Raw genomic sequence first — 17,250 nt, forward strand, 5'->3', positions numbered from 1 at the left:
GGTGATGAACGAGAGCAATATTCTGTGCCGGGGCTACGCATTGACCTGCAGTGCGATCACGACCTCTTGTTCGTTCTCCGGCAGATAGTGCACCTGGATGATCCGGCCGACCTGCACCTGGGCCACGCTGGCGGGCGGCAGGAACTTGTCCACGCTCGCGGTGAACGTCGTTCCGTCGGGCCGGGTCACGACCAGGCCGAGCTCGATCTTGGAATACCCGTTGCGAATTTCGCCGGGCACCGCAAGCGATTGCACGACGGCCTGAGCGGTAATGCCGCGCTCGGCGATATCGAGTTTGGCCTTGGTGGTGAAGCCCTTTCGGATCATGGATTCGTTCATGGCGCGCTGGGCTGCCGACATATCGCCGGAGCGGTCCACCTCGACCTTGTCGGTGCGATCGGGCAGATAGCGCACCGGCAGCACGACACCGGGCTGCAGCAGGGCGAGTTCGGTGAGCGGGACGATCATTTTGGCGTGCGAGTGGAAGATCTTGCCGTCGACGCCCTCGACGCTGAAGTCGATGCGGATCTGCGGCTGATCATTGACGGTCAGCCCGGTCTGGCGGAAGGACTTGATGGTGCCGATGCCGACCAGACCATCACGGAAGGCCGAGCTGTTGTTGCCGGTGAAGGCCGCCATGATGCCCTCGCCGATGCCATCTCCGGTGAAGACGAAGACGATCGGGACGATGGTCAGGGCAATGAGCGGCAGCGCCATCTGCGGTCCGACCCAGGCGAGCGTGCCGTCGTCGAAGGGACCGTAGCTGGTGTAGGTGAGGCCGTGCCAGAGGTAGTAGCCGATCGAGAGGACGAGGAAGGCGGCGGCGAGCGAGCGGGCGATATTTTTCATGATGTTCCCTTGTGTATGAAGAGGTTTGCCCCGCTCACGCCCCTCATATCAAGGGGCGTGAGCGAGCGCCAGCGAGCGAACTGAAGACACAGCGCGCGTCCGCGCACGGCCGGAGCCGAGCGTCAGCGAGGCGGAGCCGTGAGCGGGTTTGTCATGGTGCGGGTCAGCCGCCGACCACGGTGGAGCAGGCGAAGGTGATGTCGAATTTCGAGCTCTTCGGGCTTGCGGTCGGATTGGCGAGGTCGGGCGCGCCGACGCCCTCACCGGTGACCTTGTAGGTGTTGCCGTCCTTGACGACCTTGGCCGAACCGCCGGGCATGCCGTTGCCGAAGCCGAGGGCGTAGGGCAGGCCGTTGGCGCCACCCTTGCTGCCCGCGACCGCGACCGCCTGGACGTTGTCGGTGCCGGTGATGGAGGCACTCACGCTCAGGGTGCCGTAGGTGGCGTTATTGGTGTCGCTGAGCGCGAGGGCGAGGGTGCCGCCCTGCTTGGCGCAGGTGGTGTCGAACTTGCCGTCGAGCGCCTTGCCGTCGACCGAAGCGGTCGACTTGCCCGACGCCGGCGCCGGGGCGGCCGAGGTGCCCGGCTTGGCCGAGGTGGTCGGCGAGCTGCCCGAGTCGTCACTGCATCCGGTGACGAAGAGGGCGAAGGCGGCGGCCGAGGCGGCGAGGGCGGCGGCGGAGATGCGGACCGGCTTGGTGTTCATGATCTGTTCCTTTTGCTTCGTTCGGCTCCGGTGTTGGGCCGATACGAGAAAGGTAGGAATCGAACGCGCCCTACCGATCCCAGGTTTTTCGGAGTCTGAAACGGAGGAAGTTCCGTTAACCTGGTCGAATGCGACGGCCGCGCGCGATGGTGCTGGACGAGGTTTGGCGCCGACTCGAGGGCGTCGAACCGCTCAGTGGACCCCACGGCGGGCCGCTGCGGCGGACCGTGAAGCTCATCCTGGATCCACTGGTCATTCGCCCCGTGCAGAATCCGCTGTGCGCGGGCCCGATCCTCACCGCCGACGGCGCGGTTCTGCTCGCGACTCGAATCCATGCCGCCGCCGACGTGCTGCGCGCGACTGCGGCCTGGTTTTCCCTGCTCAAACAGGTCCGGCGGGCCCTGCGGATCACCGAGGGCAATCCGCAGGATCTGTATTTCCAGCGTGCCTTCGAACTCGCCACCACATCGGGTATGCCGGATCCGGACCGGGACCGGGCGACCGCCGAGGCGACACTGCGCGACGTCCATGAATTCGCGGCGGGGCGCACCACACAGGCGCTCAAGGAGTTCATCACCGCGGGTGCGCGGACTGCCGAACTCGGCTCATTGATCGATATCGCGTGGGGACGACGTCCGGTGGGCGGTCCGACCGGAGAGCACGCCGAACTGTTCGCGGCGCTGCTCGATGCGGCTGCGGCGCGTGACGGTCGCAGCGCCGACGGGCAGCGGACATTCGATCAGCTCGTCGCCACCCATGCCGGGACGCACGGCGGAATCCGACTATGGGACAACAGCTTCGAGCCGACGGCACATCAGCTGGGGCTGACCGCGGTGTCGATTCCGCAGCCGCCCGCGCTCGGTTCGTCGGCCTCGAAGGCCAGTCTCGGACTGCCGTTCGATCGCACCATCTACGAGCGCGTATTCACCGTGCTGCAGGCGTCGAGTGAACGGGCCGAACTGCCGCCCATTCCGGAATTGGTGACCACGGAGATCGCCCGAAGTTGCTCGCCCTGGGCACTTTTGGATGAATCACTACGAGTCGCGGCGACGGCGGGGGCCGCGCTCGCGCTCGGGTTGCGGCCGATCGCAGTGCATGGCGCGGAGTCGGCGGCGGCCGAAACCGCGGCGCATCGGGTCATCAATGGCCGCTGGCAGCGGGAGGCATACGTCCTGCAGGCCCGGCGGCTCGCGGTGCGCACCGATATCGAAATGCCGAGTGGCCCGCTGGCGGCCATCGCGACCGAGTTGCGCACACCGTGGCGGCCATATCTGCGGCGGCTGTGGGTTCGCCTGCACGGACGCGATGTCAGGGAGTTCGGCGTCTACGAGCCGGACGAGCTGTGGGATCTGCTCGACGGTGTGGCGCGCTCGGTCATGCTGGACCATCGTATGCGGGTCAAACAGGCGCTGAGTGTGAGTTCCCTGGTCACCGAGTCGGATCCGGCGGAATCGAGGGCGAGCTGATGAGCGGGATCGTGCGGATGGAACCGGCCGGAGACGGAATCTGGATCATCGCACCTGACGGAGCGCCGACGGTATCGGACGGCGCCGCGGCGATCGATGCGATGGTGCTGGAGGTGGTCGGCGGTCATCTGTCGTGGAGTCTGCTTGCCGGACAGACGATTCCGGCGGCCGTGATCGATGACGTCGAGCTCGCTCAGGACTGGTTGTGGGCGGTGTACGGCGAACGGATTGCCATTGCCATCGCCGACACCGAGAGCGGTGGCACCGAATTCACCGACGTAGCCGACCCCGCGGTGCCGAATCTGGTGGCCGCTGCCTGGCGGCTCGGGTTCGCGTATTGGGCCGCGCGCTGGTGGCCCGCATCGACGATCGACGGCATCACTCCGCTCGACGATCTGCTGCTGGACCAGGAGATAGCGACACTGCGCACGCAGTGCGAACCGCTCCTCGGTGATGACGAGCCGGGCTCAGACGATGAGTTGCCTCTTTTTGTCGAAATACCTACTCGTGCGGAGGATTATGCGCTCGCCGCCGGTGGCGGGGCCGATCGTCCGGCCGGGGCGCTGTCGCTCGGTCACGGCACGGGCGGATGGGATTGGCAGCGATGCCCGCCCGGCCTCATCGACGCGTCCGAACGGGCGGTGTCCTGGGAATCGACCCGAAGTTCGGGCACCACGACGGTCCGCGTCACCGCGGTAGCCGCGCCCCAATTGGGTTCGGACGCACCGGCACACCTGCACCCGCGCGCCCTCATCACCACACCCGTCGGCACCGCCGAGGTCGAACTGGATCTGGTCGGCGATCTGTGGACCGGCGCGGCCACCACACCATCCGATTCCGTTTCTACGGTGGATGTCTACGTGCCCGGCGTCGGTGCGCCCGGCGCACCCGAGCTGGGTGGTCCCGAGATCCGGCGACGGATTCGTGAGCTCGCGGCCGCACGGCTGCGTCGGGCTACCGCCGCGGACGATGCGGTCGATGCACCCCTTCTTGCCGAAATCGCAGCCGCCGCATCGGATTCGGACTTCTGATGCCCGCGGATGACGGTCGCGAGCGACTCGCCGAAGGAGCGGCCGCCTATCAGCGCGGCGATGTCGCCGAGGCCAGGCGACTGTTCGAGGAAATCGCAAGGACCAGCGCGGATGGCCTGCGGGTCAGCGCACTGGTCAATGCGGCGAGCATGTCCGATGAACTCGGCGATCATGCCGGGGCGATCGTCATGTTCCGCGAGGCGCTCGCGGAGATGCCCGCGGACGCGATCGAAAAGCGGCCCGCCGCACTGATCAACCTCTCCCAGGCATTGCAGCACGTCGGCGATCTCGATGGTGCGCAGGAGGCGCTGGAGCAGGCGCGCGCACTGCTCACCGAACACAATGACGAGAGCATGCAGCGGGTAGCCTGCCTGCTATCGCTGACCGCGGTCGCATTCCATCGCCAGAGCTGGGCCTACGCCATCGAACTCGCCACCGAATCATTGGATGCGGCAGTGCGTTTCGCGCCGCACCTGGCCGGACATCCGCTCTCGACGCTCGGCGGGATCTACTTCGAGACCGGACGGCGCGAACTGGCCGTCGACTTCATGGGCCAGGCGCTGGCGGCCTTCGATACCGCCGGTGATCGCAATGCCGTCGCCGAGACGGAACAGAATCTGGCCGTCATGTACGTCAGGTTGGATCGGTTCGACGAGGCGGAACCGCCGCTGCGGTCCAGCCAGGAGTATTTCGAGCGCGCCGAACTCGGATATCGCGCGGGCGTCGGGCTCAAGACCATGGGTTTTCTCGCCGAGGGCCGTGGCGATACCGATGCGGCGCACCAGCTCTATCGCCGCAGCCTCGACTATTTTCGAGAATCCGGTGCGGTGCTCGATGACGCCGATGTGCGGGTGCGCCTGGCGACCGTGGCGTACTCGAACGGACAATACGGCGAGGGCGAGGCCCTCATCGGCGAGGCCTTCGCCGCGTATGCCGAGCGCGGTCTCGGATTGCACTGTGCCCAAATCGATTTCTGGCATGCCGCACTGCTGGAGTCGGTCATCGAGGCGGCCGAATCCCCGGATGCCGAGTTACTGGGGCGAGCGATCGGTCTCGCGGTGCCGTCGGCGCTGGCCATCGATGCCGTGCGCTACACCCTGCCCAATGGCAATCAACGCGAGAAATGGAACCGCCAGATCGCCGATCCGGCAATGCGGATGGCATTCCGGTTCGCCTATCTGTCCGGCAATGGTCCGCTGATCGTTGACCTCATCGAAACACAGTGCGCGGGTACGACATTGGATATCGCCAGATCGGCTGTCGGCGCGCCGCCGCGGCTGCCGCTCGAACTATTCGATCCACCGGCTGAGCCGGCGCAACCCACGGTACAGGTCGGGACCGGGCCGCAGAGTGGGTCGGCACCGCAGTTGGGCACGGCGCTGGCCTCGGTCGCGGCGAGCGCCGGACTGCCGGTGGTGCCACCGCCGCGGGTGGCCGTCGCACCGGACGGACATATCGCGTTGGCCGGGTATATCGAGGCCGCCGAGCTGCGGTACGGGCATCCGGTGCGGGACAGCCGGGTGCTGCCCGCATGACCCTCTCGGAACAACCGACCGTCATTGTGCGGATGGCGGATGCGGGCGATCTGTACATGTCGTGGCGCTGGTTGCGTAACGAATACGCCCAGGGTGCGAGCATGCTGCCCGGGGATGCGATCACCGATGCCGTCGAGCAGTTCGCGCGGGCGCTGCCGAATCCGGCGCTGCCCGGCGGACTCGAATATGCCATGACCACCGGCGCTTTCGCGTCGTACGACGCGGAATATCTTGTCGCGCGGTCGCTTTCCCGCGCATTGCTGCCCTATGGCCTGGCGGTGCAGTTGTACGACCTGCACGTACGGGGGGTGCGTCCGCATATTCGGCTGCAACCCTCGCCCCGGGTAGCTCAGATTCCGTGGGAGATCATCGCTCCCGGCCCGGAACTGCGCCTGGTGGATATCGCCGATATCAGTCTGCTCGCTCCCGCCAGCATTGTGCACGGTCCGGACCGCACGGCGCGCACCTGGTCCGAGACGAGTGCATTGCCGGTGGTGGCGGTACTCGACCCGCGCGTCCCGGGCTTTCGCGCCGATTCGGCGCTCGGCTCCGTCCTCGGCCGCATGGACCCCAAAGCTCCACTCGCCCAACGGGTTGCCGAATATTCGGCCCAGGGCCGACTACTGCCCGCGGTCGATGATCCGATCGACGCCTTCCGCCGCACGGATATCGATCGCAGCTGGTTGAGCGAAGCGCTACATGGCGGTGCCAGCCGCCTGACCTATGTAGGGCACGTAACCGCCGCAGCCCCCGAATCCGGCCAGAGCGAAGCCTCCGAATTACACCTCGCCTGCGACGCCGAATCCATCGGCTTCGCCGCCCCCGTCCGAGCCCACCGCCCACTCTCGGCCAAGGACCTACTGCTCGGCACCCACACCCTGACCACCGATCCCGTTGCCGGACCACAACTCTGGCCCATTCCGAGCCGAGTCGCGCTGATCGCCTGCGAAAGCGGCGGCGATATGCGCTTCAGCGAGGCCCTCGGCCTGGTCACCGCCATGATCAACGGCGGCGCCGAACTGGTCACCGCCAGCCGCTGGCCGCTCCCCACCGACTTCGCCTTCCAACGCCTCGCCGGTGCACCCCCCGAAGCCCACCCCCTGCAAGACGCCATCTGTGCCATCGACGCCGCCCACGAACACCCGGACCCGGTAACCGCCCTCGCCACCTGGCAACGATCTCGCCTGACCGCCTGGCGCACCACCCACGCCATCGAATACTCCCCCCTCCTCTGGTCCGCCTTCGCCACCGTCCGTACCTGAGGCGACTACGTCCGATGGGCGAGGAGGTGTTCCATGATGAGGCGGGTGGATGACGGTCACGGTGTGCGTGGATACCTGTGGGTCAGGCTCATCGATGCCACCGCTCGACGAGGTGATGCCGATGTTGGTCGGTGACCCGAGCGCGCAGGTACCGACGCCATGGCCGACGAATAATGCGCCCCACGTCTATTGATTCGGAGGCAGGGCGGGATTCGCTGTATCCGGTTTACCGGCCTTACTTCTCCAGCTTCTCCAGCATCCAACTGCCGACGGCGTACATGTCGTCAGCGGGGATGGCGCGCGTGTAGTGCAGAGGCGGGGTTATCCAGCGGATCCGCCGCCACCCGCTGTCCGGACGGATGACCCAGCCGCCGTATTCGCGGTGAGGACTCCACTGGTTCTCACCGGTGTAGCCGGGCTCGCGGGAGACATGACGAAACCGGTAGTACAGATTGCGGCGCAACAAGAACCAGCGACTCGACCACGTGGCAGGGCCGCTACTGATATGGAGCAGCTTCATCAGGTGTCAACTTAGCACTGGAGGAAGGTGGGCGCGGTCTCGTTGCGGCCCTCATCGGTCCCGGTGTCCCAGGTCGCCCGCATGACAATCTTGCCCTGCCACACGCCGGGTACGCAGTCCAACGCCATCGCAGCGACGTTGAGGTGCAGGTTAGGGATCTGCGTGACAATGGCGGGGTCCCCCTTCGGCTGCGGGTTGCTGGTGCCTGACCGATGCCATAGCCGCAACTCTATGCGGAACTGGAGAGGGGCTGGCTCGCACTCCACTACTCCGCCTACGACGACAGCGTCGTGCAGCACGTACGGGTTCTTGTTGAAGGCGAAGGTGCATACACCGCCACCGGCCTGCGTGACCGGCGTGGTGGTGAGCGTCTGTCCGCCGAGTAGTGCGGCGCTGACAGCGACGACCGTGACGGCCGCCCGAATCACGTTGAATCTCATAGATATCCCTCCATTACCTACTGCTCCCGTACCCCACGGGAGAGATCAGAACTGGCTCGAACCAGGCGCCCTACTGCTCGACATATGCGCGGGGTCGGAGCACTCCCGCGTCGACAAGGGTCCAGAACGCGTCGTGTTTTGCGCCGCATGCGTCGGCGTCGCAGTTGATCCGCGCACGGAATACGCGGCGCGCTTCCTCGACGCTGTACGGATGGCGCGGTGCACGGTGGCACGCGTCGCGAGCGATGCGCGCGAGTATTTCCGTGCTGCGGCGCTCACCGTCGAGATGCACGGGGCGGTCGATGAGGTACGGCAGCAGGTAGAAGACCACGGCGCCCAACATCAAAACCCCTGCGACGGTTGCGCATACAAGTCCAGTCGTCGACACGGCTAGTCGACCTCCGTGTCGTAGATCGAGATTGGTTCGACGGTGATCACAGCGTGTTCGTCGATCTCGTGATGGTCATCCAATTCGAATGCGAACGACTGGCCGATGAACCCGTGATCGTCGACAGGCGCCCACGATCCGTCGTCGCGCTGCAACCAGCCCGCCGGGCGATCGGTTGTGGCGTTGGCGTCACGCATCGCGACAAGCGCGGCAGCGCCTCCGCGCTCGATCGCGGCCGTGCAGTAGCGGCAAATGCCGGTAGCTGGCTCGGCGTCCTCGTAGGTGCAGCGGGGGCACGGCTTCGCTTGCGGCAGTTCTCCCCATTGGCGGATGGCATCCGCGAATAGCTCGACCACATCGGCCGGTGCGCCGCTATAGGTTGCTGGCGGCCCGGTAAACGGATCGCGTTGCGGCAGTTGCGAATCGCGTTGCAGCCACGCCGCAGCGTGGTGGTTCTGGTCGTCGTCGTGCCCGCCGAGCCGGGCAACCTCGCCGGTCACGGAAGGTTCTTCGAGTTGCGCGGGTCGGGCACGATGTGACCGGCCTCGACGAGCACCTTGTGCGCGGTGCGCTTACGGGCGCAGGAGTCGAGCGGGCATGAGGCGTGCCGCTGCATCGCGTGGTGTGCCTGGTCGATGCTGAACGGCCGCTCGGGTGCCTCGTGTGGCCAGCCAAGCGGCAGCACGGACCGGTCGAGCAGCTCGTCGTCGCGAGCTATCAGGGCGGCAATTTCTGGTTTAGCCATGGGATTCCCCCGGCGTCTGGTTCGGACCGCTGACCACCACGCCGCCGGGGATGAGGCTCGACCCGGCGGCGTGGTGTGTCTAGAACGATGGCGCAGCTTCCGACTGTGAAGTGCGAAAGATTTTCGTACTCTTGGCACTACGGACTTGGCACGGCGTTCAATGAAACGGTGGTGACCATGAGCGCAGATCGCGCGGCAGTAGCGGCCCGGGTCGGCGAGGCTCGACGTTTGGCGGGACTCACGCAAAAGCAGCTGGCCGAGAAAGCGAACGTGTCGACGGCGCTCGTCCGCTCTGTCGAACAGCGCCGAGCGCCAGCAACGCCCGCGTTTCTCGGTGCCGTGTCGAAAGCCTTGCGCCTGTCGGTGACCGACCTGACAGGGCAGCCGTACGCGCCGGCGCCCGGCCCGGACACCGAAGTGCACTCTGCGATTGCCGTGCTTCGTACTGAGCTGGCCGCCTACGACATCGACAATGCCGCTGTGGCCGAGCTTCGCCCCCTTACGCAACTCGCCGCCGAAGTCGACAAAGTGTGCACCTGGCGGCGGGCGGCTAGCTTCCACAAGCTTGGCGAGTACCTGCCTGGTTTGCTCGGCGAACTGCGCGCCGCCGTGCACCATGCTACCGGCGTCGACCGCAATCATGCTTTGGTGATGCTGTGCGAGCTGTACTACTCCGCGCACTCACTGGCGCACAAGCTCGGCTACTCCGACCTCGCTGCGCTCGCCGTCGATCGAATCGCATGGGCCGCAGCCGAAGCCGACAACCCGCTATGGAAGGCAACAGCCCAGTTTCAGCGCGCAGCGCTGCTCACTTCTGGCGGTGATTGGACAGCTGCGCTCAGCTTCCTCGAGCGATGCCGCGGCGATATCGAGCCCAGGCTCGGCGTCGGCCACCGTGACGACCTGATTGCATGGGGTGGCCTGCACCTGCAATCCGGCCTGGCCGCGTCACGGTCTGGCCGCCGTAGCCTGGCGGACGACCATCTCTACGAGGCTCGAGCCACTGCCGAACGACTTGGCGACGACCGCGACCGGGTCCTCAGCTTCGGCCCGACGAACGTCGGTATATGGTCGGTCGCGCTAGCAGTCGAAGCGATGGACGGTACGGAGGCGCTCAACCGCGCCCGCGCTCTGGTGCTCCCCGCCGACACACCGAAGGAGCGTGCAGGCCATCACTACATCGACCTGTCGCGCGCCTACCTACTTCACGGTGACCGCCGTCGTGCGTTCGACGCGCTGCTCACTGCGAAGTCGATCGCACCGGCGCAAACCCGCTACAACCCAATGGTTCACGAGACCGCCCGAGCGCTCGCTCGCGCTGAGGCCCGCGCCGTCGACAGCGTGCACGGGTTCGCCATATGGTGCGGTATTGCCCAGCGACTCTAGGCGGGCAGGCCCTTCGCGACGGCCGGAGCCAGAAACTCGACGCGGAACGACTCGACGAAATCTTCGCGCTGGTTAAGGAACGCACGCGTATGCGGCTGCCGTTCGTGTTCTTCGAAAGCATCGCGATCGGCGTAAACCTCGTAGAAGATCCTCGACAACGGTGCATCGGCGACGGTGTGCGTTGCGTAAACCAGCGTGCCGGTTTCGTGTTCGATGATCTGCTGAACGGTGTCGGCGACGAGTTGGTCGAACGCGTCGGCCGCGTCCTGGTCGAACAAGTCGAACTTCACCACAAGAGCGAACATGGCACGACCGTAGCAGTGGGCGGCACCGACGGCAGAGAATCTCAGCGTCGATGGCCGGCGACGTCGCCGGTCGCGGTCACCTGTTCCCGGCGCACCTTCGCCGCACTTTGCCCGGCAGCGCCGATCTCGGGCAGCAGGGCGGCTGCCAGATGCACGTCGGCGTCGAGGTCGCCGGGCGAACCAGGCTGATCGGATTCTGACCGGGCCACTCCGATTTGAATTTCAGCAGCGACGGGTCCTGTCCGAATCCGCATCGGTCGATCTCGACCGATGCGCGATCGGTTCGGCGCGTGGCGATTTCGATCAGCGCGTGTGGACGCTCTTGATGTACGGGCACAGTGCCTCGTGTGGAGGCGGTGGACATAGTCGTCGATGCGCTCCTCGGGAATCTTCCTCTGGCGGACGGCTGCGGCATCACCGGCGAGGAGGGAGCGCTCAGGGACCGGGGGTGGCGGAAGTAGGTGAAAGTGCTGGGCTCGCTGGGCCCGGTCTTCCCAACGGGTTGCCGAATATTCGGCCCAGGGCCGACTACTGCCCGCGGTCGATGATCCGATCGACGCCTTCCGCCGCACGGATATCGATCGCAGCTGGTTGAGCGAAGCGCTACATGGCGGTGCCAGCCGCCTGACCTATGTAGGGCACGTAACCGCCGCAGCCCCCGAATCCGGCCAGAGCGAAGCCTCCGAATTACACCTCGCCTGCGACGCCGAATCCATCGGCTTCGCCGCCCCCGTCCGAGCCCACCGCCCACTCTCGGCCAAGGACCTACTGCTCGGCACCCACACCCTGACCACCGATCCCGTTGCCGGACCACAACTCTGGCCCATTCCGAGCCGAGTCGCGCTGATCGCCTGCGAAAGCGGCGGCGATATGCGCTTCAGCGAGGCCCTCGGCCTGGTCACCGCCATGATCAACGGCGGCGCCGAACTGGTCACCGCCAGCCGCTGGCCGCTCCCCACCGACTTCGCCTTCCAACGCCTCGCCGGTGCACCCCCCGAAGCCCACCCCCTGCAAGACGCCATCTGTGCCATCGACGCCGCCCACGAACACCCGGACCCGGTAACCGCCCTCGCCACCTGGCAACGATCTCGCCTGACCGCCTGGCGCACCACCCACGCCATCGAATACTCCCCCCTCCTCTGGTCCGCCTTCGCCACCGTCCGTACCTGAGGCGACTACGTCCGATGGGCGAGGAGGTGTTCCATGATGAGGCGGGTGAGGGATTCGGGGGCTTCTTCGGGGATCCAGTGGGAGGTGTCCTCGAGCATTTCGAAGCGGTAGGGGGCGGTGACCTGGGCGGCGGTGGCCAGGGCGGCGGTGGAGCCGATGGTGGGGTCTTCGGTGCCCCAGACGTAGAGGGTCGGGACGGTGATGGGGACGGTCGGACCGGCGAGCGGGAAGGCTCGGTACCAGTTGAGGGCCGCGGTGAGGGCATCGGGGCGGGTGAGGCGGTGGATGTAGTCGTCGATGCGTTCCTCGGAAATCTTCCAGTCGAAGATCTTGCGGAGGGCGGCGGCATCGTCGGCGAGGAGGGCGCGCTCGGGGGTCCGGGGCTGGCGGAAGTGGGTGAAGTGCTGGGCTCGTTGCGCCTGGTCTTCGTCCTCGGTCATGGCCTGTGAGAACGCGGTGGGGTGCGGCTGCGATACGGCGGTCAGGGTTCGGATTCGTGCCGGGTGGTCGGCCGCTACTGCCCAGGCGACGTGCGCGCCCAAGTCGTGACCGACGAGATCGAAACGCTGCCAACCCGATTGGTCGGCGATGGCGATGACATCGGCGACCAACTCCTCGACGCGGTAATCGGCGACCTTGCCGGGACGCACCCCTGACGAATAACCGCGCTGATCGGGCGCGATGACATGGCAGCCGCCGCCACCGAGGGCGGTCAGCTGGAACTCCCATGCGATGGCCGACTCCGGAAAGCCGTGCAACAGCACAACTTCGCGCCCACCTGGTTCGCCGCTGGTCAGGGCGTCGAAGGTGCCGAATTCGGTCGGGATCTTGGTTGCCTCGAGCACGCCCCCGACTCTAGAGGCAGGCACCGACCACAAACACCGAACGCGGCATCGGACGGTTCCGATGCCGCATTTTGCGGGGGTTGGTCGAGTAGATCCAATATTCAGCGGGCCTTGCGGATGCCGAGGTACTGCAGGGCCGCGAATCCGCCGACGGTGGCTGCCTGCATCACGGTCCAGATCGAGCCGACCGTGTTCAGCTCGAGTGAGCCCTCGACGAGGGCGGCCAGGCTGACCACGACCCAGGCGGCATTACCCGCGGCGACCACGACGGCGGCCTTGGTATTGATGGTCTTGGTCATGCCGACCAGTGCGACACCGATGCCGTAGAGGGTCAGGAAGACTCCGATCGGAATGCCGATCTTGCTGTCCAGGCCGAGCAGGGATTCGAGTGGGCCCGAAAGTGCCAGGTAGGCAAGGCCGTTGACGGTGGTGACGACCGAGTCCAGGCGCAGTGAGGTGCGCAGCAGGTGCTGGCCGGGTGCGAGCAGGGTGGACATGTAGGTGGGGGCGGTCGTGGTCATGACTGGTATTTCCTTCTGGGATAACGAGTTCGGATCAGGCTGCGGCGGGAACTTTGTCGAGGAAGCCGTAGACGTTCGCGATACGTCCGTCCTCGATGACCGCGACGTCGAAGCCGACGACTACGGCGGGGGCATCGGCGGGGCCGAGTTCCCAGGTGAAGCGCACCTGGTTGTGGTGAGCGTCGACCGGTCCGGCGAGGGTGAAAACCCACCCCGGGAACTGGGCCTGAACACCGGCGATGGCCGCATCCAGTTGGTCGTGTCCGGCAACCGCGGCCAGCGGGTCGATGTAGCTGGCCTCGGGGGTGAACACAGCCTCGATTCCGGCCTTGCGGGCGGCGGCATCGGTGGTGTTCCAGACTTCCAGGTACTGCGCGACGAGCTCGTTCATGTTGGCCTCCAAGGCTTCTGATCTGCGGTTCCGCTGTCGTTCGTGCTGACGGGAACTACGTTATGAGCAGAGCCATGGGCGCCGAATCAGTCATCCATAAGTACTTTTCGCCGACCTATACGTATGCGGTCAGCGTGCCCGGTTCACAGGTTCAAGAGCATCTCGAATTCGGGCCGTGGATCGTCGGGCGCAATCGTCCCCTGCACCCCGGTCCGCACGAAGCCGTGCCGCAGATACAACCGCTCGGCCGCCGCGTTGCCGGCAGCGACCTCCAACCACACCTTGCGATGCCCCACATCGACCGCCCAGTCGATCACCGATCGCACGAGACGATCCGAAATCCCGGTCCCACGGGACTTTTCCGCAACCCACATCGAAATCAGGTGCGCCCCAGGCCGTTCGGGATCATCCAGCCCGGCGGCGGTCCCGACATCGATGCCGTCGACGCTCGCAACGAACTGCGCACGCTGCGTCAGTAGGTCCGACCAATCCTGATCGGACCTGCTCCGCGCCTGCTCCAGCGTCGAGCCGAAAGCCTGCGGTGCATCGGCCAGGGCGCGCAGGCGAATGCTCCGAAATGCCGCCCAGTCCTCGGGCGTCAGCAGCCGAACCAGTGGATCGACAATCCCCATCCCGCCATCTCTACTCGAATCCGAGTCGCGCGGCGAGTCGATTTCGCCAGCTGCCGAGCTGCGGCCGATTCGGGCAGCAGCTCGGCGAGGCGCGCTCAGTGGTCGTCGTAGTGGCCGTTATGGGCGGCGTGGTGGTGGCCGTCGTGGAGGTAGTCGACGTGGTCGCCGTGCTGGACGGCTTCGTGGCCGCAATTGGGGCCGTGGGTGTGGTCGTGGCCGACATGTTCGGTGTGGCCGGCAGGTTCGCATTCGTCCCAGTGGCCGTTGTGTTCGCGGTGCAGGTGGCCGCCGTGGGCGTAGTCGGTGTGGTCACCGTGCGGGACTTCGGTGTGGCCGCAGCCGGGCCCGTGGACGTGCTGGTGGTCGGTGTGCTCGTGATGCGCTGTGGTCATCGGACCTCCTCGTTCCCATTGCTGGATATGTCGCGCCGAGCGCGGCAATACATTAACAGGTGCGCATCTATCGAGTTTACTAGATGTGTGCTGCCGGTCACAAAACCTGCGCGAGGAAGCGCTGCAGTCGCGGAGTCCGCGGGTTGTCGAACAAAGCGTCGGGTGTGCCGGTTTCAACCACCTGACCAGCGTCCATGAACAGCACGCTGTCGGAGACGCTGCGCGCGAAACCCATTTCGTGGGTCACCACGATCATCGACATCCCCTGGGTAGCCAGATCGGCCATCAGCGCGAGAATGCCCTTCACCAACTCCGGATCCAGCGCCGAAGTGGCCTCGTCGAAGAACATGATCTCCGGCTGCATGGCCAGCGCACGGGCGATCGCCACCCGCTGCTGCTGCCCACCGGACAGATTGCCCGGCCGCGAATCGGCCTTCTTCGCCAGCCCGACCACCTCGAGCTGCTCGACGGCCAGCGCGCGAGCGGCATCCTTGGACAGCCCGCGCAGCTTGCGCGGTCCGAGCGCCACATTCTCCGCAACCGTCTTGTGCGGGAACAGGTTGAAGTGCTGGAACACCATGCCGATGCGCTGGCGCAGCTTATCCGGATCCTCGGTGAGCACCGACTCGCCGTCCAGCAGCACATCACCCTGATCGGGTTCGTGCAGGCGGTTCAGCACCCGCAGCAGTGTCGACTTGCCGGAGCCGGACGGCCCGATGACGGTGGTGGTCTTGCCCGCGTCGACATGGATATCGACGCCGCGCAGCACATGGTTGTGGCCCAGCGTCAGATGCAGACCGGTTCCGGTGAGAGAGGCACTCATGTTGTCGATTCGCTCGCTCATGGTTTACCCGCGCCCTTCCGTGATCGTGGCCGCCTCGACCTGGTCGATCGGCTGGTCGGGTCGGCCGGTGCGCATCCGGTGGTCGATATAGTTCACCAGGTGCGTCAGCGGGATGGTCAGCAGTAGATAGACCAGACCGGCGGCGACCAGCGGGGAGAGATTTCCGGTCTGTGCGTTGAGATCTCGTCCGACCGCGAACAGTTCGCGCTGGGTCGCGAGCAGTCCGAGGAAGTAGATCAGCGAGGAATCCTTGATCAGCGCGATGAATTGGTTCATCAGCGCGGGCAGCACCCGGCGCACACCCTGCGGAATCACCACCAGCGTCATGGCCTGGCGGTAGCCGAAGCCGATGGCACGCGCGGCCTCCAGCTGCCCCGCCTCCACGGATTGGATGCCGGAACGGAAGATTTCACCGATATAGGCCGAGGCCAGCAATGCCAGCGCGATCGCACCGAGCCAATACGGGTTGTTGCCGGTGATATTGCGCACGACAGGGCCGATGCCGAGTCCGATGATCAGGATGATCACGACGGCGGGCAGGCCGCGGAAGATATCGGTGTAAATCCTTGCGGGCCAGCGCAACCAGCGCGTCCGGGAGATGCCCGCGACCGCGAGCAGCATGCCGAGGAAGGTGCCGAGCACGCCCGAAACCAGCGCCAGGATCAGGGTATTCGGCAGACCGGTCGTGAACAGATCGGGAAATGCCTTGCGGTACAGCGACCAGTCGAAGAACGTCTCCCGCAGCTGCTGCAACGTCGATTTCGGCGCGGTCTGTCCGCTGTCGGTGGTCTTCTTCGCCGCGGCGATGGCGGCGAAGTCCGGGAGTTGCGGTGCGGGTGCGGCTTTCGAGCCCGGCTTCCAACCGGGCGGCAACTGCCTCGGCACCCAGTCGGCGTAGAGCTTGGCATAGGTGCCATCGGCGATCACGGCATCGAGACCGCTGTTCAGCGCGTCGATCAGCGGCTGGTTGTTCTTGGCGACCGCGTAGCCGACGAAATTGTCCAGGCTGAAGGTGTTCTGGATGATCGTGGTTCCGTCACCCGACTTCACCTGCCCCTCGGCTTGCGCCGACGGCGCGACCCAGGCATCGACCTGACCAGACTTCAGATTCGCGTAGGCGGTGGCGTAATCCGGGAACTTCACCGGATCCAGATGCAGCTGGTTGACCACGTAATCGTCCTGCACCGTGCCCTGCACGACGGCGATCCGGTTGCCGCGCCCCAGATCCGAAAAGCCCTTGACGGCACTGCCGTTGGGGACAACGAGAGAGAAGTAGCCGAAGTCGTAACCGTTGGTGAATCCGACGCGTTCGCGCCGCTCCGCGGTGGTGGTGATATTCGACGAACCGACATCGAAGCGACCGCCGGAAACCTGCGAGAGCAGCGGTGCGAATTCGGTGCCAGCGAACTCCACCTGGAGACCGAGTTTCGCGCCGATCGCCCGCAGCAGCTCATTGTCGAAGCCGGTGAACGAGCCCGCCGAGTTCAAGCAGATGCTCGGCGGCGCATCCGAGAGCGTGCCCACCGTGAGCTTGCCCGGCGTGATCAAACGCAGCTTGCCGGTATCGATCGCCGACACCGGCAACGTGCTCGCGGTGGTGTACTTGTCCGCGCCAGCCGCTGCCGCCGAGCCGAGGTTCGTCGGTGCGGCCGATGCCGCGCTGAGTCCGGGCGGCGTGCATTGGTCTCGATCGGAGGATTCGTCGCCGGAACCGCAGGCCGTGGCGGCGAGGCCGACGGCAAGCAATAGCACGGCGATCAACGCACGAGACCGCACAGCGGGCAGACCAGCCATGGTGAGGAACCCTAACGTCCGATTCAGG

The 17,250-nt window shown here is 66.0% G+C and carries 21 protein-coding genes and 1 pseudogene; 7 read left to right on the forward strand and 15 right to left on the reverse strand.

Going from position 1 to position 17,250, the window contains the following annotated elements:
- Positions 1–33: 33 nt before the first annotated feature.
- Positions 34–849, reverse strand: a complete 816-nt coding sequence (locus ACQPZ2_RS43040) for a hypothetical protein (RefSeq protein ID WP_433523563.1) — start codon at positions 847–849, stop codon at positions 34–36.
- A 163-nt stretch (positions 850–1,012) separates the two neighbouring features.
- Positions 1,013–1,555: a lipoprotein LpqH gene (locus ACQPZ2_RS43045; RefSeq protein WP_433523564.1), complete on the reverse strand. Its 543-nt coding sequence runs from the start codon at positions 1,553–1,555 to the stop codon at positions 1,013–1,015.
- Positions 1,556–1,701: 146 nt separating this feature from the next.
- Here ACQPZ2_RS43045 and ACQPZ2_RS43050 point away from each other — a divergent pair, with 146 nt between their 5' ends.
- The 4 genes from ACQPZ2_RS43050 to ACQPZ2_RS43065 are packed head-to-tail and all read left to right on the forward strand — an operon-like array spanning position 1,702 to position 6,849.
- Positions 1,702–3,021 carry a hypothetical protein gene (locus tag ACQPZ2_RS43050; protein WP_433527687.1) on the forward strand — a complete coding sequence of 440 codons (1,320 nt, stop codon included), beginning with the start codon at positions 1,702–1,704 and terminating at the stop codon, positions 3,019–3,021.
- The gene (locus ACQPZ2_RS43055; RefSeq protein ID WP_433523565.1) at positions 3,021–4,052 is read left to right on the forward strand and encodes a hypothetical protein; all 1,032 of its coding nucleotides are present in this window, start codon (positions 3,021–3,023) and stop codon (positions 4,050–4,052) included. Before ACQPZ2_RS43050 ends, ACQPZ2_RS43055 begins: the two co-directional genes overlap by 1 nt.
- Entirely contained in the window at positions 4,052–5,587 is a 1,536-nt protein-coding gene (locus tag ACQPZ2_RS43060) for a tetratricopeptide repeat protein (protein WP_433523566.1), read from the forward strand. The genes ACQPZ2_RS43055 and ACQPZ2_RS43060 overlap by 1 nt, the downstream gene beginning before the upstream one ends.
- Entirely contained in the window at positions 5,584–6,849 is a 1,266-nt protein-coding gene (locus tag ACQPZ2_RS43065; protein ID WP_433523567.1) for a CHAT domain-containing protein, read from the forward strand. The genes ACQPZ2_RS43060 and ACQPZ2_RS43065 overlap by 4 nt, the downstream gene beginning before the upstream one ends.
- A 235-nt stretch (positions 6,850–7,084) precedes the next feature.
- Here ACQPZ2_RS43065 and ACQPZ2_RS43070 read toward each other — a convergent pair whose 3' ends face one another.
- The 5 genes from ACQPZ2_RS43070 to ACQPZ2_RS43090 form a co-directional block, all read right to left on the reverse strand.
- A complete protein-coding gene (locus ACQPZ2_RS43070) occupies positions 7,085–7,369 on the reverse strand; it encodes a hypothetical protein (RefSeq protein ID WP_433523568.1) in 285 nt (94 codons plus the stop codon).
- An 11-nt stretch (positions 7,370–7,380) separates the two neighbouring features.
- Positions 7,381–7,809: a hypothetical protein gene (locus ACQPZ2_RS43075; RefSeq protein ID WP_433523569.1), complete on the reverse strand. Its 429-nt coding sequence runs from the start codon at positions 7,807–7,809 to the stop codon at positions 7,381–7,383.
- 70 nt (positions 7,810–7,879) lie between these two features.
- Positions 7,880–8,152 carry a hypothetical protein gene (locus ACQPZ2_RS43080; protein ID WP_433523570.1) on the reverse strand — a complete coding sequence of 91 codons (273 nt, stop codon included), beginning with the start codon at positions 8,150–8,152 and terminating at the stop codon, positions 7,880–7,882.
- Positions 8,153–8,199: 47 nt separating this feature from the next.
- Entirely contained in the window at positions 8,200–8,697 is a 498-nt protein-coding gene (locus ACQPZ2_RS43085) for a hypothetical protein (protein ID WP_433523571.1), read from the reverse strand.
- Positions 8,694–8,942, reverse strand: coding sequence for a hypothetical protein (locus ACQPZ2_RS43090; RefSeq protein ID WP_433523572.1), 249 nt, complete (start codon positions 8,940–8,942; stop codon positions 8,694–8,696). The genes ACQPZ2_RS43085 and ACQPZ2_RS43090 overlap by 4 nt, the downstream gene beginning before the upstream one ends.
- Before the next feature lie 177 nt (positions 8,943–9,119).
- Between ACQPZ2_RS43090 and ACQPZ2_RS43095 the strand changes: the two genes are divergently transcribed.
- Positions 9,120–10,328, forward strand: a complete 1,209-nt coding sequence (locus ACQPZ2_RS43095) for a helix-turn-helix domain-containing protein (RefSeq protein ID WP_433523573.1) — start codon at positions 9,120–9,122, stop codon at positions 10,326–10,328.
- On the opposite strand, the gene ACQPZ2_RS43100 is transcribed toward ACQPZ2_RS43095, so the two are convergent.
- On the reverse strand, positions 10,325–10,633 hold the full coding sequence (locus ACQPZ2_RS43100) for a putative quinol monooxygenase (RefSeq protein WP_433523574.1): 309 nt from the start codon (positions 10,631–10,633) through the stop codon (positions 10,325–10,327). The two genes, ACQPZ2_RS43095 and ACQPZ2_RS43100, sit on opposite strands and share 4 nt — an antisense overlap.
- A 50-nt stretch (positions 10,634–10,683) precedes the next feature.
- On the opposite strand from ACQPZ2_RS43100, the gene ACQPZ2_RS43105 reads away from it, so the two are divergent.
- Positions 10,684–10,833 (forward strand): hypothetical protein, encoded by a 150-nt coding sequence (locus ACQPZ2_RS43105; RefSeq protein WP_433523575.1) that lies wholly within the window; start codon positions 10,684–10,686, stop codon positions 10,831–10,833.
- Between the two features lie 292 nt (positions 10,834–11,125).
- A pseudogene (locus ACQPZ2_RS43110) lies at positions 11,126–11,803 on the forward strand (CHAT domain-containing protein); the annotation flags it as partial.
- Positions 11,804–11,808: 5 nt separating this feature from the next.
- Here the strand turns inward: ACQPZ2_RS43110 and ACQPZ2_RS43115 are convergent.
- The 7 genes from ACQPZ2_RS43115 to ACQPZ2_RS43145 form a co-directional block, all read right to left on the reverse strand.
- On the reverse strand, positions 11,809–12,648 hold the full coding sequence (locus tag ACQPZ2_RS43115) for an alpha/beta fold hydrolase (protein ID WP_433523576.1): 840 nt from the start codon (positions 12,646–12,648) through the stop codon (positions 11,809–11,811).
- 101 nt (positions 12,649–12,749) lie between these two features.
- The gene (locus ACQPZ2_RS43120; RefSeq protein WP_433523577.1) at positions 12,750–13,169 is read right to left on the reverse strand and encodes a hypothetical protein; all 420 of its coding nucleotides are present in this window, start codon (positions 13,167–13,169) and stop codon (positions 12,750–12,752) included.
- Between the two features lie 34 nt (positions 13,170–13,203).
- Entirely contained in the window at positions 13,204–13,560 is a 357-nt protein-coding gene (locus ACQPZ2_RS43125; RefSeq protein WP_063045732.1) for a nuclear transport factor 2 family protein, read from the reverse strand.
- 143 nt (positions 13,561–13,703) lie between these two features.
- Positions 13,704–14,192 carry an N-acetyltransferase family protein gene (locus ACQPZ2_RS43130; RefSeq protein ID WP_433523578.1) on the reverse strand — a complete coding sequence of 163 codons (489 nt, stop codon included), beginning with the start codon at positions 14,190–14,192 and terminating at the stop codon, positions 13,704–13,706.
- 95 nt (positions 14,193–14,287) lie between these two features.
- Positions 14,288–14,584, reverse strand: a complete 297-nt coding sequence (locus ACQPZ2_RS43135) for a hypothetical protein (RefSeq protein ID WP_433523579.1) — start codon at positions 14,582–14,584, stop codon at positions 14,288–14,290.
- A gap of 97 nt (positions 14,585–14,681) precedes the next feature.
- Complete coding sequence (locus ACQPZ2_RS43140; RefSeq protein ID WP_433527688.1) at positions 14,682–15,407, reverse strand: amino acid ABC transporter ATP-binding protein; 726 nt, start codon at positions 15,405–15,407, stop codon at positions 14,682–14,684.
- A gap of 24 nt (positions 15,408–15,431) precedes the next feature.
- Positions 15,432–17,222, reverse strand: a complete 1,791-nt coding sequence (locus ACQPZ2_RS43145) for an ABC transporter substrate-binding protein/permease (protein WP_433523580.1) — start codon at positions 17,220–17,222, stop codon at positions 15,432–15,434.
- Positions 17,223–17,250 lie beyond the last annotated feature (28 nt).

This window comes from Nocardia pseudovaccinii (assembly GCF_050942345.1).
In the GTDB taxonomy this organism is placed as follows: domain Bacteria; phylum Actinomycetota; class Actinomycetes; order Mycobacteriales; family Mycobacteriaceae; genus Nocardia; species Nocardia pseudovaccinii.

Excerpts from the sequence above, each read along its gene's own strand:
- ACQPZ2_RS43140 (WP_433527688.1), bottom strand. The coding sequence starts at position 15,407 with ATGAGTGCCTCTCTCACCGGAACCGGTCTGCATCTGACGCTGGGCCAC.
- ACQPZ2_RS43070 (WP_433523568.1), bottom strand. The coding sequence starts at position 7,369 with ATGAAGCTGCTCCATATCAGTAGCGGCCCTGCCACGTGGTCGAGTCGC.
- ACQPZ2_RS43145 (WP_433523580.1), bottom strand. The coding sequence starts at position 17,222 with ATGGCTGGTCTGCCCGCTGTGCGGTCTCGTGCGTTGATCGCCGTGCTA.
- ACQPZ2_RS43055 (WP_433523565.1), top strand. The coding sequence starts at position 3,021 with ATGAGCGGGATCGTGCGGATGGAACCGGCCGGAGACGGAATCTGGATC.
- ACQPZ2_RS43050 (WP_433527687.1), top strand. The coding sequence starts at position 1,702 with ATGGTGCTGGACGAGGTTTGGCGCCGACTCGAGGGCGTCGAACCGCTC.
- ACQPZ2_RS43080 (WP_433523570.1), bottom strand. The coding sequence starts at position 8,152 with ATGTTGGGCGCCGTGGTCTTCTACCTGCTGCCGTACCTCATCGACCGC.
- ACQPZ2_RS43075 (WP_433523569.1), bottom strand. The coding sequence starts at position 7,809 with ATGAGATTCAACGTGATTCGGGCGGCCGTCACGGTCGTCGCTGTCAGC.
- ACQPZ2_RS43090 (WP_433523572.1), bottom strand. The coding sequence starts at position 8,942 with ATGGCTAAACCAGAAATTGCCGCCCTGATAGCTCGCGACGACGAGCTG.
- ACQPZ2_RS43135 (WP_433523579.1), bottom strand. The coding sequence starts at position 14,584 with ATGACCACAGCGCATCACGAGCACACCGACCACCAGCACGTCCACGGG.
- ACQPZ2_RS43045 (WP_433523564.1), bottom strand. The coding sequence starts at position 1,555 with ATGAACACCAAGCCGGTCCGCATCTCCGCCGCCGCCCTCGCCGCCTCG.
- ACQPZ2_RS43130 (WP_433523578.1), bottom strand. The coding sequence starts at position 14,192 with ATGGGGATTGTCGATCCACTGGTTCGGCTGCTGACGCCCGAGGACTGG.
- ACQPZ2_RS43120 (WP_433523577.1), bottom strand. The coding sequence starts at position 13,169 with ATGACCACGACCGCCCCCACCTACATGTCCACCCTGCTCGCACCCGGC.
- ACQPZ2_RS43125 (WP_063045732.1), bottom strand. The coding sequence starts at position 13,560 with ATGAACGAGCTCGTCGCGCAGTACCTGGAAGTCTGGAACACCACCGAT.
- ACQPZ2_RS43095 (WP_433523573.1), top strand. The coding sequence starts at position 9,120 with ATGAGCGCAGATCGCGCGGCAGTAGCGGCCCGGGTCGGCGAGGCTCGA.
- ACQPZ2_RS43100 (WP_433523574.1), bottom strand. The coding sequence starts at position 10,633 with ATGTTCGCTCTTGTGGTGAAGTTCGACTTGTTCGACCAGGACGCGGCC.
- ACQPZ2_RS43065 (WP_433523567.1), top strand. The coding sequence starts at position 5,584 with ATGACCCTCTCGGAACAACCGACCGTCATTGTGCGGATGGCGGATGCG.
- ACQPZ2_RS43105 (WP_433523575.1), top strand. The coding sequence starts at position 10,684 with ATGGCCGGCGACGTCGCCGGTCGCGGTCACCTGTTCCCGGCGCACCTT.
- ACQPZ2_RS43040 (WP_433523563.1), bottom strand. The coding sequence starts at position 849 with ATGAAAAATATCGCCCGCTCGCTCGCCGCCGCCTTCCTCGTCCTCTCG.
- ACQPZ2_RS43060 (WP_433523566.1), top strand. The coding sequence starts at position 4,052 with ATGCCCGCGGATGACGGTCGCGAGCGACTCGCCGAAGGAGCGGCCGCC.